This is a genomic window from Pedobacter sp. ASV28 (assembly GCF_016428855.1).
Lineage (GTDB): Bacteria > Bacteroidota > Bacteroidia > Sphingobacteriales > Sphingobacteriaceae > Pedobacter.
The window spans coordinates 1-18,664 of the sequence record NZ_JAELTN010000080.1 but is presented as its reverse complement, the minus strand read 5'-3'; the positions used below and the strand labels follow the sequence as shown (position 1 = coordinate 18,664).

Below are 18,664 nucleotides of genomic sequence, written 5' to 3'. Positions count from 1 at the left end.
CTACGGTCTTGCTGTTGAACGTAGCGGAGGTATAGGCTAGGGTAATGTTATCGCCAGAAAGGGCATTGCTGCTAAGGGTCACCGTAGCATTGCTGGTCGCATCGTACACCTTGTTGCTTCCAGTAGCCGAAACCGTCAGGGCAAATGGCGTAATGTCGGCAGTGGTACTGGCAGTGGTGTTAAAAGTGTAATTGCCCGCGTCTGTTCCCGAAAGGCTGATGCCCGAAACCGAAACAGGCTTGCCGTTGGCTACATTCTCATCGCTAAATGTAGCAGAAGTGTAGGATAGGGCAATATTATCTCCAGAAATGGCATTGCTGCTAAGGTTCACTGTGGCAGCATTGGTGGCATCGTAAACCTTGTTACTTGCTGTAGCCGAAACCGTCAAGGCTTTTGGCTGTATGGTCAGTACAAACACCTGATCAGAGGCGGCATTGTAACCATTGCCTCCAACTTGACTAGCCGTAATATTTACCGTGCCCACTTTTTTGATTTTTAACTTCCATTTGTTATTATCCGCAGCGTCCTGATAAGCCTCGGCAATACTGTTATCAGCAGAAGCATAACTTACCGTCAATCCAGAACTTGCCGTTGCCCCAGGTTCAAAATCGACATCACCATAGGTTTTGGAAACGTTAGCCGCAGTAATGGTTTGAGATTGAAGTGCTGATTCGTAGGGTCCCAGATCAATATTACTACCCACCAAACGTAAATTATTATCTAAATCTTTGGTGTTTACATCCAAACCTATAAACAAAGTATTATTACCGCTATTGATGGCTGGGCTTCCAGATTTGAGACGATAATTGCCCTCACTGTTCAATCCAGCTGCTAATGGAGATACAAAAACATTTACAGGCAAAACCCCTGTGGCGTTGATATTGCCATCTGCAGTGCCACTTAAACCTTGTATCAAACTATTCTTTATGGTTGGTGTGCTATTGTTATTGTTTACACCTGTGTTATTACCTAAAATAATACTATTATATATTAATGGCGCTTGAAATTCGTTATGTAACCCACCCCCTGCCGTGACAGCAGTATTGCCCGAAATGGTAGTATTCAAGATCGAAGAAGTAGCACTCGACAAATACATTCCTCCCCCCAGAGTGCCTGACGTATTGCCAGTAATTAGCACATTAGTGAATGAAGAGTTACCGCTAATGGAATAATCGCAAATACCACCGCCGTTAGCAGTTGCCATATTGCCAACAACCTGCACGTTGGTAAAACGCAAGGAAGATGCAAAGGCATCGCTAAATATTCCACCTCCATTTCCAGTCGCTTTATTGTTAGCAATAGCGGTATTATTAATATTGATCGTAGCACTTTTATAATTGAAGATACCTGCTCCTGAAAACGAAGCGCTATTATAGGCAATGTTTAAATTGCTCAAACCTAGTGTGGCATTTATATTAACCAAACCGCCACCGCTATTTGCACCCACTATTTCGTTGTTTATTGTTATAGTACTATTTACGCTTGCATTACCTCCTGTGATGGTAAATCCATCGAGGGTTGCAATACCCATTGCACCTGCTGCTATCAATACATGATAGCTATTATTCCCATTGATGGTAGTAGAAAGGTCATTAGTTATTACGTCGTTAGCATCTATATCGCCACTCAATGTGCTTTTATTTGTAACAATGCTTAAATCCCGCTGGACCAATGTAGTTTCCGTCCCTGCAAAACCTCCATAGACTTTCACATCTTTAACCAACAAAAACGCATTATTCCTTCCATCGGCATTGCCAAAATTATTATCAGCTGGGCTATACATGGGCTTATAAGTACCTCCAGCTACCCAAATTTGCTTAATATCCGTATTGGTTTTGGCAGCCTTAAGAGCATCGGCCAATTCAGGAACTGCATAATTCCAAGAAGGGCCATTACCTGCGGCGCCTTTCTTTACATATACGATACCATTGGCATCAGGCGAAACGGGAAGCGTATTTTTCCGCCAAGTAAGAGCATCAAGACACATATAGACATAGTCTCCAGTAGACTGCAATTGAATTTCATCAATAATAGTATTACTGTTATTCTGTCCGTTCAGGCTTCCCAAATCAATCAGGGTATACCCGTTACTAACGCCAGTTGTTCCAGTTGTTGCATTGAAAGTAGTATTGAAGCCTGATGTTTTTGTGGTGGTAAATTTAGTAACACCTCCTAATTTCCCAGTAATGATCAAAGTCCCTGACGAAGTAGATTGATTTAATGCAGTATTGCTTAAAAACACCCAAAATGTCGATACGGTGAATCCCGAACTACTCTTAACACTGAAGGAAGGCGAGTTGATATTAGTAGTTCCTGTATTGTCTATATAGACATTATCATTAGCTGTTCCGTTCCAGCCAGTGCCCGGATAATTTGACTGAATGCGAAAGATACCAGCTTGGGAAACAATGTTAAAAGTATAACCGTTATTAGCAAAGGATGTACTGCCACCACTCAAGCCTTCAAAAGTTATAGTGCTGGTCTGTGCACTGATATTTGCAGTAACGCAAAAAACAAGAAAAAATATAAAAAGATAAAATAATCTAGTTTTCGGATTCCTTAGTAGAGATAGCGTCATATTCAACTGATTTATTTGTTTTTACTGATTATCAAAACTATGATGTAAATCATAAAAAACAAATTATTTAAGCGGACAAAAAGCGGACAAACAGGGATTAGGAACTAGTGGTTAGGGATTAGTGGCTAGTAGTCATTTTGCAATAGCGCTAAAACCTTCCAACATTTTAACTTTTCAACCTTCCAACATTTCAACTTTTCACTTTAAACTTTTCATTCCTCACCCCCTCCTTAACACTTTTTAACAGAATATCTTTTCAGCTGGATTAAACCTCTTGCCAGTTTTATACTCCAAAGAAAAAACAAAAACAATAATTCTAAACACATGAAAAAATTAATGATGATTTGCGGCCTATTACTTGGCGTAATTGGTTTTGCTCAGGCACAACAAGGAGAAGGTAGACCAAGTGGCGGCCCAGGAGGTCGTATGGGCATGAATCCTGAAGCTAGGGTAAAGCAACTGGATGAGAAACTAAAACTCTCTGACGATCAAAAAACAAAACTTACAGCCATTTTTACAGAACAGGGAGAGGCCCAAAAAAAATTACGTGAAGAAGGGCAGGGCGGCGACAGACAAGCCATGATGGAGAAAATGCAAAAAATGAGAACAGATGTTGAAACCAAAATCAACGCTGTTCTAAACGACGAGCAGAAGAAAACCTATAAAGCTATGTTAGATGAGCAAAAGGCGGAAATGGAAAAAAGGATGAAGGAAAGACAAGGCGGAAATAACTAGAAAAAGAAAATCAAATACTCATTATAAGAGCGACTTTAGAGTCGCTTTTATTATTTTTGTGCAAACCTTAGTACATGTTAAAACAGAACTCCCCCATTATACTCGCCTCCAAATCGCCAAGAAGACAAGAGCTTCTACAGCTCATGGGCCTAGATTTTTCCATCGAGCTGAAGGAAGTGGATGAAAGCTATCCTACAGATTTAAGTGCAGAAAGAATTGCCATACATATTGCCGAGAAAAAGGCCAAAGCCTTTGAAGCAGGTCCAGAGCAGATCATTATCACTGCCGATACGATTGTAGCTATAGATAACGAGATATTGGGCAAGCCCGAAAATGAGGCCGACGCCTTTGGAATGCTTAAAAAGCTATCGGGGAAAATGCATACGGTATATACGGGCGTATGTATAAAGTACAAAGGCAATATTCATTCATTTTATGATGAAACTGAAGTGTTCTGCCGGAACTTAAATGATGAAGAAATAGCCCATTATATTAAATACTATCAGCCCTTTGACAAAGCTGGAAGCTATGGCATACAAGATTGGTTCGGTATTACAGCAGTAGAAAGAATAAACGGGTCCTATACCAATGTTATGGGGTTGCCCACCGAAAAACTATATAAGAAGCTGATGGAAATTTAGACCATTAAAAACCAGTTCTATTTTAACGTTTCCTTTTTAACACTTGTTAACAACAGTAACGCACCTATAGAGAGTATAATCCAGCCCCATTGAAAATGGATGGCCTTACCTAATAAATTATCGGCTATCTTCAAGCCAAAATAGTGGTTGGACTTAAAGTAAACGGCAGCGGCCATTAATAATATCCATAAAAACATTACCCTTGTAAGCAGTCTAAATGCCTTGAGTTGCCTAACAAAATAACATAAGGCCATTAATCCAATAATGGCATAGGTAATCAGAAAAAGACGTATATCTGTTTTATACAAGTTCCAATTCACCCATTGGAATATAATTTTCACTTGCAAGATGGGACAGAAGCCAGCTATGGCTATTAAAGCCATTCCTATATATGCATTGATTTTATGTACGATTAACATTGCTTGCTATTTTTCGAGCGCTAACTTACAAAACTAGATTGATGTTTAGTTCTATATTCGATAATTCTTGGAGCCCATTTTTTAATTACCTCTTCAATTTCGGCAGGTTTAAACGGTTTTGCTATAAAATCCTGCATACCTGCTTCTAGACATTTATCCTTGCCATCGCCCAAAGCATTTGCCGTTAGGGCTACTACTACCGGATATTCATAAACACGATAAAACTTTCTGATTTCTGTAGTGGCCACCGTACCATCCATTACCGGCATCTGCATGTCCATAAAGATCAAATCAAATTGTTCTTTCTTCACCATATCAACAGCCATTTGACCATGAGATGCTTCTTTACATTCATAACCAAGCTTGCTCAATGTTCTGGTAATCAGCATCAGGTTAATTTCATTGTCATCTACCACTAATATTTTAAATGGATAGTTTGTGGACAGTTCGTTATCTAATACTTTTTGTACCCTCTCTTTTGGAGCTGGTGTAATTAAACTTTCTGGCGCTTCCTGCGTAACAATATAAAAGGTAAATGTAGATCCTCTTCTCAATTCGCTTTTGACCTTAACCTTACCGTTCATCATATTGATTAGATTATAGGCAATATTAAGGCCCAATCCAGTCCCGCCATATTTGCGTGTGGTTGATTGGCCTACTTGAACAAAAGGTTTAAACAGCTGTTTGATCTTATCTTCTGCAATACCTATTCCGGTATCTCTTATAACGAAGCCAAGCTTCATATCTCCGTTCTCCATTTTATCAATTAGCTTACATTCCAACTCAACACTACCTTGCTCGGTAAATTTAATGGCGTTGCCTAAAAAATTAAGCAGAATCTGACGTAAGCGTGTAAGGTCACTATGGATAAACGACGGTACATTTTTATCAATATGATAGGATAACTTTACCCTTACATTATGACGTGGCAAAATAGCAAACACATCATCCACCAGGCTTCTTACATTTACAGAAGAGTGATCTAAATTAAGCTTTCCCGCCTCTATCTTTGAAAAATCAAGTATATCGTTCACAATTCTCAGCAAAGAATTAGCACTATCGTGAATAGTTTTGGCATACTCTTGCTGTTCTGTACTTAAAGATCCCTGCAACAGTAAATTGGACATCCCCAATACACCATTCATTGGTGTTCTGATTTCATGGCTGATCATGGCCAAATATTCTGATTTGGCATTATTTGCCGACTGGGCTGCAAGCTTTGCATTATACAATTCCCTATCATGTGCGGCCTGCTTTTTAGTATGCTTTTGCGAAACGTAATAAAACAGAATGTTCAGTACAAAAACAATACTTCCTACAATTACAATGATATAGCCCAGAACAACTAAAGAGCTGGCAATTTGAACCGTTTTGTCCTGTAGGTCTTCTGTTTCTAACTTAATCAGCGTGGCTATCAAAAGTTTCGTCGATCCCATTTCGGGATTATTTTTTTGAACTGCTGTTATAGGACTGCCTTGTTGCCCTGAAAAATTTTGAACCTGTTGCCGGTAATAACGCTCTTCGTTATCCAAACTATTTTCTAAAGCGATAATATCTTTCTTATACAACTCATTTTCCTGTTTAAAAACGAGCAATGAAGATCGATATTCATTTAGGGCCTTTAAACTACCATTCAAACTGTCTAATTGAGTCGCAGAGGGACTATTGACATATTGCTGATAAAAATGATTAGCCCTTTGGAAGGAATTTCCCAATTCGTTAAGTCTGGCAATTCTGTCAATCCTTGATTGTTGATAGAAATTGCTATCCTTATGAGAAAAGATCAGCATTATACCACTAATGATGATCACTAAAATCAGCAATAGCTTAATGATAAAATTCAAAAATATTTTTTTTGACGCTGAAGGGCTAAACATATTTTTTAAAAGACTACTCTACATGTAAACTAGCCTTGGGTATTAATTCCCATTTTATCCGCAAAATGGGCACAATAATCCCGAAGGTCTTCTACAATGTTTTTTTCTCCGGTAGCCCTTAGAAAACTATCTCCCATGGTCTGTAAGGTCTCATAAAAAAACCGTTTCATCTCATCTACAGGCATATCTTTAGTCCATAAGTCAATTCTCATCGAATTTTTATAATTATGGTCCCAAAGGGCCAGCATCATCGATTTTGCAGCCATTTGATCCTTATTTTCCGAATCTGTTGATTCCCATAGGATATTTTCCGGAACATTTTTTTCGTCTAATTCTACTGTAATTTTTATCTCTGCTTTTTTCATATTACTTTACCCAACGGCAGATTACTTAAAAATACTAACCTTTAAAATAGCGACAAGAATGACCGTTAAAAAAATCATTGCCAATTGTATAAGCCAAAGTCTTGCCAAACTTGGGATAAACTTTCTAAAAATTTGATCGCTTAAGAAAGAAACGAAAAGTACAAGAAGGCACATGGCAATGATCACTCCTTTATATTCTTCGTTAACAGGTTTAAGCAACTGCTTTTTATCTAGCAATAGTGTAAAAACAGCCATAATGCTCAATGCCGACACTATGTTTAAGGGGGTTAATCTTAATTTCAATTATCTACGTTGTTTTTGATTTGTTTTATTATTACGATTATTTCCTTTTCCCTTTTTCACATTGGCAGGAAATTTATTCTTTTTTTCATGAAAGGCCCCTTTAAAATCGGGATCTTCCTTACGTTTTTGCGCGTCAATTTCCCTGGCCATTGCCTGCCGCTCGTCATAAGGCGTTTCTTCCACAAACACGTTAGCAGGTAGCGGTTCTTCTGGAATTTGCTGCCTGATCAGCTTTTCAATCTTATTGATATAATATTTTTCCGATTCGGTATAAAAGGTAATGGCAGTTCCTTCATTGTACGCTCTTCCAGTCCTACCTATGCGATGCACATAATCTTCTATAATAATGGGTACGTCAAAATTGATCACGTGACTTACTTCACTTACATCAATTCCCCTCGAAGCAATATCTGTTGCCACAAGTACCCTGACCTGCCCCTCTTTAAAGCTATTGATAGAATTAATTCGAGTATTCTGTCCTTTGTTAGCATGGATCACCCGTACGGCATCTTCTCCAAACCTCCTCAAAATAAAGCTAAAAATATTATCTGCCACTGTTTTGGTTTTACAGAAGATGATCAGCCTTTTATACTGTTCATCATCCTTCAACAGGGTTTGCAACAAGTTAATTTTGGTTTTAAAGTTAGGCACTGCATACAAAATCTGTGTAACAGTTTGCGCGGGTGTTGCTTGGGCTGCAACTTCTATAGTTAACGGGTTTTTAAGAAAATCGCCAGCTATTTTTTGTACCAGATCACTCATGGTGGCAGAAAACAAAAGATTTTGGCGTTTTCTGGGCACTACTTCTAAAATACGATGTATAGAGCCTATGAACCCCATGTCCATCATTTTATCGGCTTCATCCATCACCAAAAATTGGAGACTTCTGGTATTGATATCGCCTGTTAAATATAGGTCTAGGAACCTGCCCGGCGTGGCCACTAGAATATCCAAGCCTTCCTTTATCTTTTCTTTTTGGGTTTTGGGGCCAATACCTCCAAATATAACTACTGTTCTTAAATCTGTATAGATAGAAAATAGCTTTACCTGTTCTTCTATCTGCAAAGCTAGCTCTCTAGTTGGCACCAAAATCAGTGCCCTCGGATATTCGCCCTGTGCATATTTAAGCTTCATGAGCATGGGCAGCACATAGGCCGCTGTTTTACCAGTGCCCGTTTGTGCAATACCAAACAAATCCTGTCCCGACAGCACTGGGCCTATGGCCTTCTCTTGAATGGGCGTAGCGTCCGTAAATCCTGCTTCGGCTACTGCATTTAATATTTGCCTGTTAAGACTAAACTCTTCAAATTTTTTTGGCATAGTGGCAAAGATAGCGATTAACGTCCAAATCCCTAAAGAGTACTTTGTTTACAATGTCATAAAGTTAACGATAGCAAGATTTTCAGCGGACAACATTACAACTTTTCAACTTACAACCATTTACCAATTTAACAATATAATAGTACCTTTGAAATATGAGCACCATCCTAATCAAATCGGCCAAAATTGTAAATGAAGGCCAAATATTCACTTCAGATCTCCTTATAAAAAATGGTTTCATAGCTAAAATCTCTTCAGTTATCGATGTAAAAGCCGATCTAGAAATTAATGCAGAAGGCTTGTATTTACTTCCTGGAATGATAGATGACCAAGTACATTTTCGCGAGCCTGGACTAACCGATAAAGCCGACATTTTTACAGAAAGCATGGCAGCTGTTGCTGGAGGTATTACCTCTTTCATGGAAATGCCCAATACCATTCCCAATACACTTAGCCAAGAATTATTGGCCGATAAATATACCATTGCACAGCAAACTTCATTGGCCAACTATTCTTTTTACATGGGGGCCAGCAACGACAACATTGAGGAAGTATTAAAAACCGACCCGAAAGAGGTTTGTGGAATTAAGGTTTTTATGGGCTCATCTACCGGAAATATGCTGGTAGATAATGAGAAAACATTAGAAAATATTTTCAGCAAAGCACCTATGTTGGTTGCTACGCACTGTGAAGATGAAGCTACCATTAGACATAACCTGGCAGCTTATAAGGAAAAGTATGGAGATAATATCACCATCGACATGCATCCTTTGATTAGAAGTGCCGAAGCGTGCTATAAATCTTCATCATTAGCGGTAGAACTGGCCAAACGCTACCAAACCCGTTTGCATATCTTACACATTTCTACTGCGAAAGAAATTGCACTTTTCGACCATCAAACTGCACTTGCCGACAAAAAAATTACTGCCGAAGCCTGCGTGCACCATCTTTGGTTTAATGATACAGATTATGCCAAAAAAGGTAATTTTATTAAGTGGAACCCAGCGGTAAAAACTGCAGCTGATCAGGCTGGCATATTAAAGGGTGTATTAGATAATCATATTGATGTGATTGCCACCGATCATGCGCCACACACCTTAACCGAAAAAAACCAGCCTTATTTACAGGCTCCTTCAGGTGGACCATTAGTACAACATGCCTTACCCGCTTTACTTGAATTGCACCTACAAGGCAAAATTTCCCTTGAAAAAATTGCAGAAAAAACGGCACACAACGTAGCCACTTGCTTTAACATACGGCAACGGGGGTATATTAGGGAAGGATATTGGGCCGATCTAGTATTGGTCAACCTTAACGATCCATTTAAGGTCACCCCTTTGAATGTTTTATATAAGTGCGGTTGGTCTCCTTTTGATGGGGAAACCTTTACGGCAAGTATTACGCATACCTTCGTTTCTGGAAACTTGGCCTATCAATATGGAAAGTTCATGACCAACGAAACCGGCCAGCGTCTACAATTTGACAGGGAATGAAGACCGAAATAAAGACCAAATCTGCATTATTTTTCATCTATTTAGCAGTGGCCTTCCTTATCTTTATGATAGGCTTGAATGCCGGGCTAACCGAGCGCATTTATGCAAATGGACTTTATCCTATCATTTCAGTTATACAGAGATTTATCACTTCTTTTTTACCTTTTGCCATCGGCGACCTCCTTTATCTATCGCTTATTTTTTATATTATCAGATGGCTTTTTATACGTTTCACCAAAAAAGACTTTACAAAAGATGATTTCACTATTTTAAGTATACAAACAGGCAATTTCTTATTGTTACTATACATTACCTTTAAGTTATGCTGGGGCTTGAACTATTCTAGGCCCAGCATCAGCACCAAACTGGGCATTGATCATGAAACCTATCAACGAGAACAGCTAATTCAACTCAGCAATTTCCTACTTAAAAAGTTGAAAGTGTTAAGCCCCCTTGTAAATGACAGTGCTGTCCAAACCAATTATACTTTAATGGAATTGGAAGATAAGGCGATTTTTACCTTCCAGAAATTAGCGAAAGATAATTCGGTGTTCAATTATCGCTTTGCCTCGGTAAAACCAGTACTGAACTCTTGGCTAGTTAGTAAAATGGGAATTGAAGGTTATTACAATCCTTTATCTGGTGAAGCGAATATCAATGACCGATTGCCGGCCTTTGTATTGCCATTTATTACCTGTCATGAAATTGCACACCAACTTGGCATAGCCAGAGAAGATGAGGCTAACCTTATTGGCTATATAGCAGCTATCAACAGCCCAGATGTACATTTTCAATATGCGGCCTATTATAGCATGTTCAAAAGTGTATTGTTTGAAATCAGGTTGAAGTATCCTGACAATTATAATCTCATTTTGGAAAACATCCCTTCAAGCGTCATCACCAATTTTAAAACCGAAAGGGCATTCTGGATGCAATATAATGGCAATATGTCTAGGTACATGAATAAAACTTTTGATAAAATATTGAAATTGAACAATCAAAAAAAAGGTATAGATAGCTATCAGGATATCGTATTATGGCTATACAATTATCATAAACATGAGTTGTGAGTTGCAGGCTATGTTTTACGGGATTACAACCCTAACTTATAACTGACGACTTTTAACCTGTAACTATTTAGCCGTGTATCGCTTCTTTAGTTCCATAACTTTTGATCAGATTCCCTTCAAAATCGAGCCATTCCTTCCAACGTTGATCAACATCAACATCTATGGTGTATTTTCGGGCAAAATTTAGGAAAGTAGTATAATGGGTTGCCTCAGAGATCATCAATTCATGATAAAAAGTAGCCAATTCCTTATCCTCTATATTTTGTGACAATACCCTAAACCGTTCACAACTACGGGCCTCGATCATTGCCGCAAAGAGTAAACGATCTATAAAAGCCATATTTCTGCTGCCATCTTTTTTGCTAAACTTCATTAATTGGCCTACATAATCATCTTTGCGCTCCCTACCCAAAGTATAACCACGGGCTTTGATGATATTGACTACCATTTGAAAATGTTGCATCTCTTCAATGGCAATCGCAGTGAGCTCCTCTACCAGATCTTGGTGCTCGGAGTTCTGTGTGATCAATGTAATGGCATTGGTTGCCGCTTTTTGCTCACACCAAGCATGATCGGTTAAGATTTCTTCTAAGTTGGTTTCGGCAATGTTTGCCCAACGTGGATCTGTCAACAGTTTTAGTCCTAACATGTAATGGAATGAATAATAATCGATCAGCAAAATTATAAAATAATTAATCATTTAAGGTTTGTATTAAAAATCTGCATTTTTGTAGAAATCTTAATATGACGGCACAAAAAGTATTGTTCATAGGTTTGGTATGGCCAGAACCTAATTCATCGGCAGCTGGTACCAGAATAATACAACTGGTTCATCTTTTCAAAAACCAGGGTTACGAAATCCATTTTGCTTCTGCCGCTACCTTGAGCGATTTTAGCTTCGAACTGAAAAGTATTGGCGTCAGTACTCATGACATCGCACTCAACCATCATTCATTTAATGATTTTATAGGACAGTTGAACCCTTCCATTGTTATTTTTGATCGTTTTATGATCGAAGAGCAATACGGTTGGCGAGTACAACAGGAATGTCCTGATGCCATAAGAATGCTTGATACCGAAGACTTACATTTCCTCAGACAAGCACGACAATTGGCTCTTAAAAACCATCAGACAACAGAAGGAGCCCATCTATTCAACGATTTGACCAAACGTGAATTGGCAGCCATACTTCGCTGCGATGTATCGCTCATCATTTCAGAAATAGAAATGGAAATTTTACAACAACAGTTTAAAATAGACTCTTCGCTACTTTACTACCTTCCATTTTTAGAAGAAGAACTAGCACCCGAAGTGACAAAAGAATGGAACAGCTACGAGAACAGGGAGGGTTTTGTATTTATTGGGAATTACCTCCACGAACCCAATTGGCAAACCCTACAATACCTAAAGACTAACGTATGGCCATTACTTAGTCAACAGCTTCCAAATACAAGCTTAAATATATATGGTGCGTATGCAAGTCAAAAGGTAACGCAGTTGAACAGTAGCCGAGAAAAATTTATTGTGCATGGCAGAGCCGAAAATGCTAGGAATGCCATTGCCAAGCATAGGATTTTGTTAGCTCCCTTGCTATTTGGTGCCGGTGCCAAGGGAAAATTTATTGATGCCATGCAAAGTGGCACTCCCATTATTTCTACTAGCGTTGGCGCTGAAAGTATGCAGGGCAAACTACCCTGGAGCGGCGCCATTGCAGATGGGCTGGAAGATCTGGTTAAGGAAGCTGTTAAACTCTATAATGACAAAACCTACTGGTTAAATGCTCAACAAAATGGCATAGCCATCATCAACCAGCGTTATGCAAAAAGCAAATTTGAGCAGGCTTTCTTAAATTACGTTGCTTACTTGCAGAGCAACCTAAATACCCACCGAAATGCTAATTTTATAGGTTCCATCTTAAATTTCCACAGCCTACAGAGCACCAGATACATGTCACTGTGGATCGAAGAGAAAAATAAAAATACCCCTCAAAACAGTTGAACTAAGCTGAGAAAAGAAATCTACCTAGGCTGTATAAACTGAAAAATATTTAGTGAAACAAGTTTGGCTAAGACGCCAAATAATAGTTATAAAGCTATAGGTTGCGATCCACACTCTTCTAATTATTTTCTTCATCGAAATGTAGCCGGTTTCAAAAAATACACCTATCTTCATATATCATAATTATTAATAGTTTCGAATTATATTCTATTTTAATTTTGCTCCCGAATCAAATAGATTTTGAATTAGAATTTTAGGAAACTGTTTAAAAATGAAAAAAATATTGGTAGAGCTTAGAGGATACCAAACGCTAATTACCGAACCATAAATAGATCTCCTCACCAGTATAAACAGGTTATTTATTGGAATCTAACTTTAAATAATGAAATCTTTTTTTCATAAACCACATCCTCTATTAGCACCCTATATACAAGGTTTTGTCCATGTATGTATAGGACCAGAAAAAGAGCTCGCCACACAGGATATTGACCTTTTCCCTGTTGGATATGGCCTGCTTTCCTTTATTTTCAACAGTACTTTCAATCTTTTTAACACCACTCTAAATAAGAGCTACAGTAGTCGTTTCAATTTTTCCGGACAACTGGACCACTATCATCAATTAAAGGGCTCTTGTTGGTCTGTAGCTTATGTTTTGTTTAAACCTTTTGGTGCTTACCGCCTTTTGGGAGTACCCCAATACCTACTGAAAAATGAAAGCATCAACATGCACGATATCATGGGCAACTCCATAAATGAAGTATACGCTAAAATAGAAGATCATGCCCACCACCCGCAAGAGGCCATAAAAATACTGGAACAGTGGCTATTGTCACAGTTAGACCGGAACAGTAAAATTGATATTAACCGTATTTCTTTTGCCTGTAACCAGGTGATCAACAAGAAAGGCAATCTCCTTATTGGGGAACTGAACAAAATGTGCTGCATGTCAAAAAGCTCCATGGAGCAATACTTTAGAGACCATGTTGGCATTTCTCCAAAAGTTTATAGCCGTATTATACGATTTAACGAGGCAAAAAAGGTATTAAAAGATGCCGCCGATAAAAATTGGATTGAAATTGTAGAAAACTACGGGTATTATGATCAAGCCCATTTCATTCATGAATTCAAGCACTTTTTTGGTTACTCCCCCTCCCAAGTCCATTTAAGTTATCAAAACCTTGCCGATCATATTTCTTCTATTAAAGATTTATAGGCTCTTTTCTTCCTTATTGTTAAGTGCAAATTTTGGGCTTTTTTACAATGAAGACCCATCCCGCTGCTTTAATTTTACCCATATCAGTACCTCCCCGTAATTTCTACTATCCATTACAGGGCAGATTAATGCGAAGTACTGGCTACTAAAACAGTTATGATAAGGGTAAAGCATCTGTATATTCTCATTATTTGTCTAGTCGGATTTATTAAGCTAAAGGCCCAGGACCTAACCAGTATTGGAAAACAAAAACCGTTTGCCATCAACGGGACATTGAAACATATCAAAATATTCTGTAAGTTTTTAGCTGGCCTTTCTTATTATATCTACCATGATATAACAAAAGTGAACCGGTTCGACAAGAGGGCTAAGTAGAAGTTTTTAGCACTTCTACTTAGCGTTTTGTTATTCATGGGCTAAAGAGCTGATTCCGGTATTAGGGGCTTATCGTCACCTGAAAACCGTTCTCCATCTTAATTTCGTGGACATTAACGCTTACGCGTTAATGAAATTGATAATGTATGGTTTTTGTACCCTAAAATAATAGTTTGGAAACTGGTGCTCCAGATTTTTTAGGTTAATTAAAGTGTTACCGCCAATGTGTAATTACAAATTTTAAAATTCAAACAATTTTTTATTGAATGATAAACAAAGCACCTAAAATTTCTTCATTTTAAACACTACAAATTATGCTTATTGGCAAAATTGATGAGTTCTGCAGTACCTTGTATGCCTAGTTTCCTGTATATGTTTTTTCTATGGGTTTCTATGGTATAGATACTTAATTCCAAATCATAGGCTATTTGTTTAGTGCTTTTTCCATCCCTTATCAACTTAATTATCTCTATTTCTCTTGCTCCTAACTTAAACAGATCTTCAAAAGTATCGGTAAATAGTTTATTAATCGCCTTCTTTTCAGAAGATGGACTGATAAATACCTGCTTGCCCTCCAACACATCAAGTATAGCCTGCTTAAGAATTGGTGCGGTAGAGTCTTTGATGATAAAAGCATCTATCTCCTTTTGCTTTAAAATGTCCAATATCCTATTGTCGCAATACATACTAATAATAATGATCTTAATCCCCGGACGATGTTTCTTTATCATTTCGGCAGCTTCCAAACCGTTAAGGTAAGGCATATTCAAATCCATTAGAATCAAATCTGGCAACAAGACGTTGAGCCGCTGTATCAATAATTTTCCGTTGTTTACCTTGGCCAGCACCTCAAAATTTGGCAATTTTCCAACAATCTGCTCAAGCCCATCGGCAAATAAGGCATGATCATCAGCTATAATTACTTTTACGACTTTGTTGCTCATTTGACACTATTTTTGGGGATTTCTAAAATGGTGGTGGTACCATTTTTATTAGCATCTATGTTTATCTTTCCGCTTAAATACTTTACCCTAGATTTAACATTCCGTATGCCCATACCTTTTACTTCCTCATCCAATTTCATGCCTATACCGTCGTCCTCTAAAATCAGCACCACTTGTTCATCGGTAATGATGAGTTCCAAAATGCAATTGGCCGCCTGAGAATGTTTAACGACATTATTAAGCAACTCGTTGACCACACGAAATAAGGTAACTGCAAACAGATGGGAAAGCGATTTGTCATCACCTGCCAATTTCAATTTAAAATGGATATTGGAAAACTGATTAAGTTCTTCTAGCTTATTTTGTACCACATTAAATAAACCATAGTCAACAAACGCATTTGGCAGTAGGTTATGGGATATTAAGCGTAAATCGCTCAGGGCTTTCTTACTGATCTTCACTAAATAATCGCTTTCTGGATAGTCTGAAGTATTGCTGGCATACAAAACCAACGAGCTTAGGGTAGCACCCAAATCGTCATGTAGATCTTGCGCCAATCGCCTTCTCTCGTCTTCCTGTGCCAAAAGAATTTGCCTTATTGTTTCTTTCTCCTGTTCATAAATTTGTTCCGACAACATCTCCTTTTCTTTTTTATAGAGGTTGTATCTGTAGATAATTCCTAGAAAGATAGCTATTGTTTCAATCATAATTCCTATCTGAACATTGTTTGGGTAAGCAATTGCCCGTTCATCGGTATACCCCAAAAGAATAAAACAATAAGCAATAATAGCATAGGCCAAATAAGAAACCGAAGCCAGATAAAACCAGGCCGGCTTATAACTATCTTTAAATGCTCTTTGGAATGCCGCAACAATATACACGATAACCGCAATAAATGAAACGGCTACAATTAAGTAAAAATAAACTTCCTTAACCCATATCAGAGCGCCATCACCATAATACATCACCAAACTAAATGGCATTAGCACCAGTAATGTCAGCCTAACCATTTTGATATAGCCCAACATGCGGTTATCTTTCTTTAGGTCAAGAAAAACAATAATGAGATATGACATCATCACCAAGCCCAAACTGGTAGAAATGAACTCTGAAATTGCTGGCATAATCGGGTAATTTGGGTACAGGTATTGATAATCGAAACCATTAGCAGCAAATATCCAATAACAGATCGCACAAACATAGCCCGCATAAATAAGATGTATTTTTTGCCGAAGTGAAAAATAAAGGAAGACATTAACAATCACATTGAGTAACATGATACCAGCCACCATGCCATAGATCAGGTAAATGTTATTCTCTTTGGTGTTAAAATTTTCACTATTGAAGAGTTGTGGGCTAATACTAAGGCTTTCCCCAAACTTATCCAACATGATCAGGTAGGTTGAAGCCTCGCCAGACTGTAGGCTGAGCGGAAAAACCGTGTCGAAGTGTTTATATGGTCTTAAATGAAAAGGTAAACGGATGCCCGATTTAGCTAATAAATGAAACCCATCAACACTACTTTTATAAAGATAAGCATAATTAACACCAGCGTAATTTAATTTAAAATGGGAAACAACATCATTTGGTGTTGCATTTTTTATGGTAAATACTAGCCAGTAATATTTTTTTGCAACTCCAAAACTGATCACTTCTTTCGGATACATTTTGAAAAAATCATTGGTAGGTACTTCTAGCGACACAAACGCTGGCGATACAGCTTGGTCTAGGCCTAGCACATATAGATGTTTATTTAGGCTCAAAGCCTCTCTACTATTAATGACTAAAGTATCCTTTGGTAATTGTGCGCTAATCTTATCAACCGAAAAAATTAGGCATAGCAAGAAGACAATCAACTTGTAAATCCATGAGGTAAATAAAGATGTTCGCATACTTACAAATTTGAACATTTGGCATCAATGTTCTATACCCATTATTGGGTATTGAGCTATACAAACATAGGCCTTTATTTTGTTAAGTAAATAATTGATGAGTAACCTCAATCCACACGTTATGACAAAATTTATATTCTTTATTTTCTTATTGGTCCTACTGAGCTTTTCGGTACGGGCGCAAACCCCAGATGCCAACGGAAACGTATATGTAAAACCTTTGGCTGCTGGAAATGGAAATGGTAGCAGCTGGAGCAATGCCACTTCTAATTTACAGGGGGCCATTAATGCTGTTGGAGCAAAACAGATTTGGGTAGCAGAGGGCATGTATCAGTCTGCTAGCGGAACATCATTTAACATGAAAAATGGTGTAGCTGTTTACGGAGGATTTAAAGGTTTAGATACAGAATTGATCTTAGCCCAACGAAATTCGAAGCTAAACGTTACCATATTAAAAGGAAATGGAACCCGGGTAATCTATAATTTAGGGCTGAACGCAACGGCTATTTTAGATGGCTTTACTATTACAGATGGTGTTCTCTCGGGCAATGCAAGCAATGTCTATGGCGCTGGCATATATAACGATTCATCATCTCCCACCATTTCAAATTGTATCATATCCAACAACATAGTTACGGGAACAGGCGCTATCGCTAAAGGGGGTGGAATGGCCAATACTAGTGGTTCGCCAATCCTTACGAATTGTGTTTTTATGGGTAACAAAACCGATTATCAAGGCGGCGCTATTTACAATGAAAATGCCGTGCCTGTTATTAGAAACTGTTTTTTTGTGAACAATGAATCGCTCGGTACAGACGGAAATTCTGGAGGGGGGGCTATTTTTAATACAGGCATAAACACCTACAACTCTATTAAAAACTGCGTATTTTATGGGAATAAAGCCTCATATGGAACTGCCATACGGAACAGCTTTACCGCTAACAAAGATCAGGCTATTGTCAACTGTACTTTTTATGGCAATACACAGAATACATCCTCTGCTACTTTAGCAAGAACCCTATACTCTAATTTTTCTACCTTGACCATTACCAACTGCATTATTTGGAGTAATTATGGTACTACTGCTATTTATAAGCAAAATGGTGCAGACCCCATATATCAATACAGCTTGGTACAAGGCAACAATGTAACCACAAATAATAACCTGGATGCAAGCAATGCGACCAATGCTCCCCAGTTTGTAAATATTACCAACATTGCCGGTATTGTGGGTGCAGATGGCTTTTACGGTACCGCAGATGATGGGCTAGCCCTGCAAGCTACAAGCCCATTACTAAATAAAGGCAGCAACGTTCCAGTAGACAATGATTTTGATATTGTTGGAAATACCAGAATTAGGAACAATACCGTGGATCTGGGAGCTTACGAATATCAAATAGGAAATATCATTCCCAATATTGTTCCTTCTGCAATGCAAATA

16 protein-coding genes are annotated in these 18,664 nt (G+C 38.2%); 7 read left to right on the top strand and 9 right to left on the bottom strand.

The window, feature by feature from the left end:
* Positions 1–2,578 (bottom strand): YDG domain-containing protein (locus JHD79_RS20405; RefSeq protein ID WP_199121208.1); only part of this gene is annotated, 2,578 nt, incomplete at its 3' end.
* A gap of 324 nt (positions 2,579–2,902) precedes the next feature.
* On the opposite strand from JHD79_RS20405, the gene JHD79_RS20400 reads away from it, so the two are divergent.
* Both JHD79_RS20400 and JHD79_RS20395 read left to right on the top strand, forming a co-directional pair.
* The gene (locus JHD79_RS20400; protein ID WP_199121207.1) at positions 2,903–3,313 is read left to right on the top strand and encodes a hypothetical protein; all 411 of its coding nucleotides are present in this window, start codon (positions 2,903–2,905) and stop codon (positions 3,311–3,313) included.
* A 74-nt stretch (positions 3,314–3,387) separates the two neighbouring features.
* Complete coding sequence (locus JHD79_RS20395) at positions 3,388–3,954, top strand: nucleoside triphosphate pyrophosphatase (RefSeq protein WP_199121206.1); 567 nt, start codon at positions 3,388–3,390, stop codon at positions 3,952–3,954.
* A gap of 17 nt (positions 3,955–3,971) precedes the next feature.
* Here the strand turns inward: JHD79_RS20395 and JHD79_RS20390 are convergent, their stop codons facing one another.
* From JHD79_RS20390 to JHD79_RS20370, 5 genes are all read right to left on the bottom strand, one after another.
* Positions 3,972–4,373, bottom strand: coding sequence for a hypothetical protein (locus JHD79_RS20390; RefSeq protein ID WP_199121205.1), 402 nt, complete (start codon positions 4,371–4,373; stop codon positions 3,972–3,974).
* A 20-nt stretch (positions 4,374–4,393) separates the two neighbouring features.
* Positions 4,394–6,217, bottom strand: a complete 1,824-nt coding sequence (locus JHD79_RS20385; protein WP_199121204.1) for a response regulator — start codon at positions 6,215–6,217, stop codon at positions 4,394–4,396.
* A 62-nt stretch (positions 6,218–6,279) separates the two neighbouring features.
* Complete coding sequence (gene gldC, locus JHD79_RS20380; RefSeq protein WP_199121203.1) at positions 6,280–6,615, bottom strand: gliding motility protein GldC; 336 nt, start codon at positions 6,613–6,615, stop codon at positions 6,280–6,282.
* Between the two features lie 21 nt (positions 6,616–6,636).
* Positions 6,637–6,918: a hypothetical protein gene (locus tag JHD79_RS20375; RefSeq protein ID WP_199121202.1), complete on the bottom strand. Its 282-nt coding sequence runs from the start codon at positions 6,916–6,918 to the stop codon at positions 6,637–6,639.
* A complete protein-coding gene (locus tag JHD79_RS20370) occupies positions 6,919–8,238 on the bottom strand; it encodes a DEAD/DEAH box helicase (protein ID WP_199121201.1) in 1,320 nt (439 codons plus the stop codon). It abuts the gene before it with no gap.
* 155 nt (positions 8,239–8,393) lie between these two features.
* On the opposite strand from JHD79_RS20370, the gene JHD79_RS20365 reads away from it, so the two are divergent.
* Positions 8,394–9,731 carry a dihydroorotase gene (locus JHD79_RS20365; protein ID WP_199121200.1) on the top strand — a complete coding sequence of 446 codons (1,338 nt, stop codon included), beginning with the start codon at positions 8,394–8,396 and terminating at the stop codon, positions 9,729–9,731.
* The gene (locus JHD79_RS20360) at positions 9,728–10,801 is read left to right on the top strand and encodes a DUF3810 domain-containing protein (protein ID WP_199121199.1); all 1,074 of its coding nucleotides are present in this window, start codon (positions 9,728–9,730) and stop codon (positions 10,799–10,801) included. The genes JHD79_RS20365 and JHD79_RS20360 overlap by 4 nt, the downstream gene beginning before the upstream one ends.
* Positions 10,802–10,868: 67 nt before the next feature.
* Here the strand turns inward: JHD79_RS20360 and JHD79_RS20355 are convergent, their stop codons facing one another.
* Positions 10,869–11,450: a tRNA-(ms[2]io[6]A)-hydroxylase gene (locus JHD79_RS20355; RefSeq protein WP_199121209.1), complete on the bottom strand. Its 582-nt coding sequence runs from the start codon at positions 11,448–11,450 to the stop codon at positions 10,869–10,871.
* Positions 11,451–11,545: 95 nt separating this feature from the next.
* On the opposite strand from JHD79_RS20355, the gene JHD79_RS20350 reads away from it, so the two are divergent.
* Positions 11,546–12,799 carry a glycosyltransferase gene (locus JHD79_RS20350; RefSeq protein WP_199121198.1) on the top strand — a complete coding sequence of 418 codons (1,254 nt, stop codon included), beginning with the start codon at positions 11,546–11,548 and terminating at the stop codon, positions 12,797–12,799.
* Between the two features lie 382 nt (positions 12,800–13,181).
* Positions 13,182–14,012 carry a helix-turn-helix domain-containing protein gene (locus tag JHD79_RS20345; protein WP_199121197.1) on the top strand — a complete coding sequence of 277 codons (831 nt, stop codon included), beginning with the start codon at positions 13,182–13,184 and terminating at the stop codon, positions 14,010–14,012.
* A 680-nt stretch (positions 14,013–14,692) separates the two neighbouring features.
* Here the strand turns inward: JHD79_RS20345 and JHD79_RS20340 are convergent.
* Both JHD79_RS20340 and JHD79_RS20335 read right to left on the bottom strand, forming a co-directional pair.
* Entirely contained in the window at positions 14,693–15,331 is a 639-nt protein-coding gene (locus tag JHD79_RS20340) for a response regulator transcription factor (RefSeq protein WP_199121196.1), read from the bottom strand.
* Positions 15,328–17,223 carry a 7TM diverse intracellular signaling domain-containing protein gene (locus tag JHD79_RS20335; RefSeq protein WP_199121195.1) on the bottom strand — a complete coding sequence of 632 codons (1,896 nt, stop codon included), beginning with the start codon at positions 17,221–17,223 and terminating at the stop codon, positions 15,328–15,330. The genes JHD79_RS20340 and JHD79_RS20335 overlap by 4 nt, the downstream gene beginning before the upstream one ends.
* A 121-nt stretch (positions 17,224–17,344) precedes the next feature.
* Between JHD79_RS20335 and JHD79_RS20330 the strand changes: the two genes are divergently transcribed.
* On the top strand, positions 17,345–18,664 hold a 1,320-nt coding region (locus tag JHD79_RS20330; RefSeq protein ID WP_199121194.1), incomplete at its 3' end, for a choice-of-anchor Q domain-containing protein.

What these genes read in the sequence shown, in the direction of transcription:
- JHD79_RS20340 (WP_199121196.1), bottom strand. Translation starts at nt 15,331, where the DNA reads ATGAGCAACAAAGTCGTAAAAGTAATTATAGCTGATGATCATGCCTTA.
- JHD79_RS20360 (WP_199121199.1), top strand. Translation starts at nt 9,728, where the DNA reads ATGAAGACCGAAATAAAGACCAAATCTGCATTATTTTTCATCTATTTA.
- JHD79_RS20365 (WP_199121200.1), top strand. Translation starts at nt 8,394, where the DNA reads ATGAGCACCATCCTAATCAAATCGGCCAAAATTGTAAATGAAGGCCAA.
- JHD79_RS20335 (WP_199121195.1), bottom strand. Translation starts at nt 17,223, where the DNA reads ATGCGAACATCTTTATTTACCTCATGGATTTACAAGTTGATTGTCTTC.
- JHD79_RS20370 (WP_199121201.1), bottom strand. Translation starts at nt 8,238, where the DNA reads ATGCCAAAAAAATTTGAAGAGTTTAGTCTTAACAGGCAAATATTAAAT.
- JHD79_RS20390 (WP_199121205.1), bottom strand. Translation starts at nt 4,373, where the DNA reads ATGTTAATCGTACATAAAATCAATGCATATATAGGAATGGCTTTAATA.
- JHD79_RS20350 (WP_199121198.1), top strand. Translation starts at nt 11,546, where the DNA reads ATGACGGCACAAAAAGTATTGTTCATAGGTTTGGTATGGCCAGAACCT.
- JHD79_RS20355 (WP_199121209.1), bottom strand. Translation starts at nt 11,450, where the DNA reads ATGTTAGGACTAAAACTGTTGACAGATCCACGTTGGGCAAACATTGCC.
- JHD79_RS20395 (WP_199121206.1), top strand. Translation starts at nt 3,388, where the DNA reads ATGTTAAAACAGAACTCCCCCATTATACTCGCCTCCAAATCGCCAAGA.
- gldC (WP_199121203.1), bottom strand. Translation starts at nt 6,615, where the DNA reads ATGAAAAAAGCAGAGATAAAAATTACAGTAGAATTAGACGAAAAAAAT.
- JHD79_RS20400 (WP_199121207.1), top strand. Translation starts at nt 2,903, where the DNA reads ATGAAAAAATTAATGATGATTTGCGGCCTATTACTTGGCGTAATTGGT.
- JHD79_RS20345 (WP_199121197.1), top strand. Translation starts at nt 13,182, where the DNA reads ATGAAATCTTTTTTTCATAAACCACATCCTCTATTAGCACCCTATATA.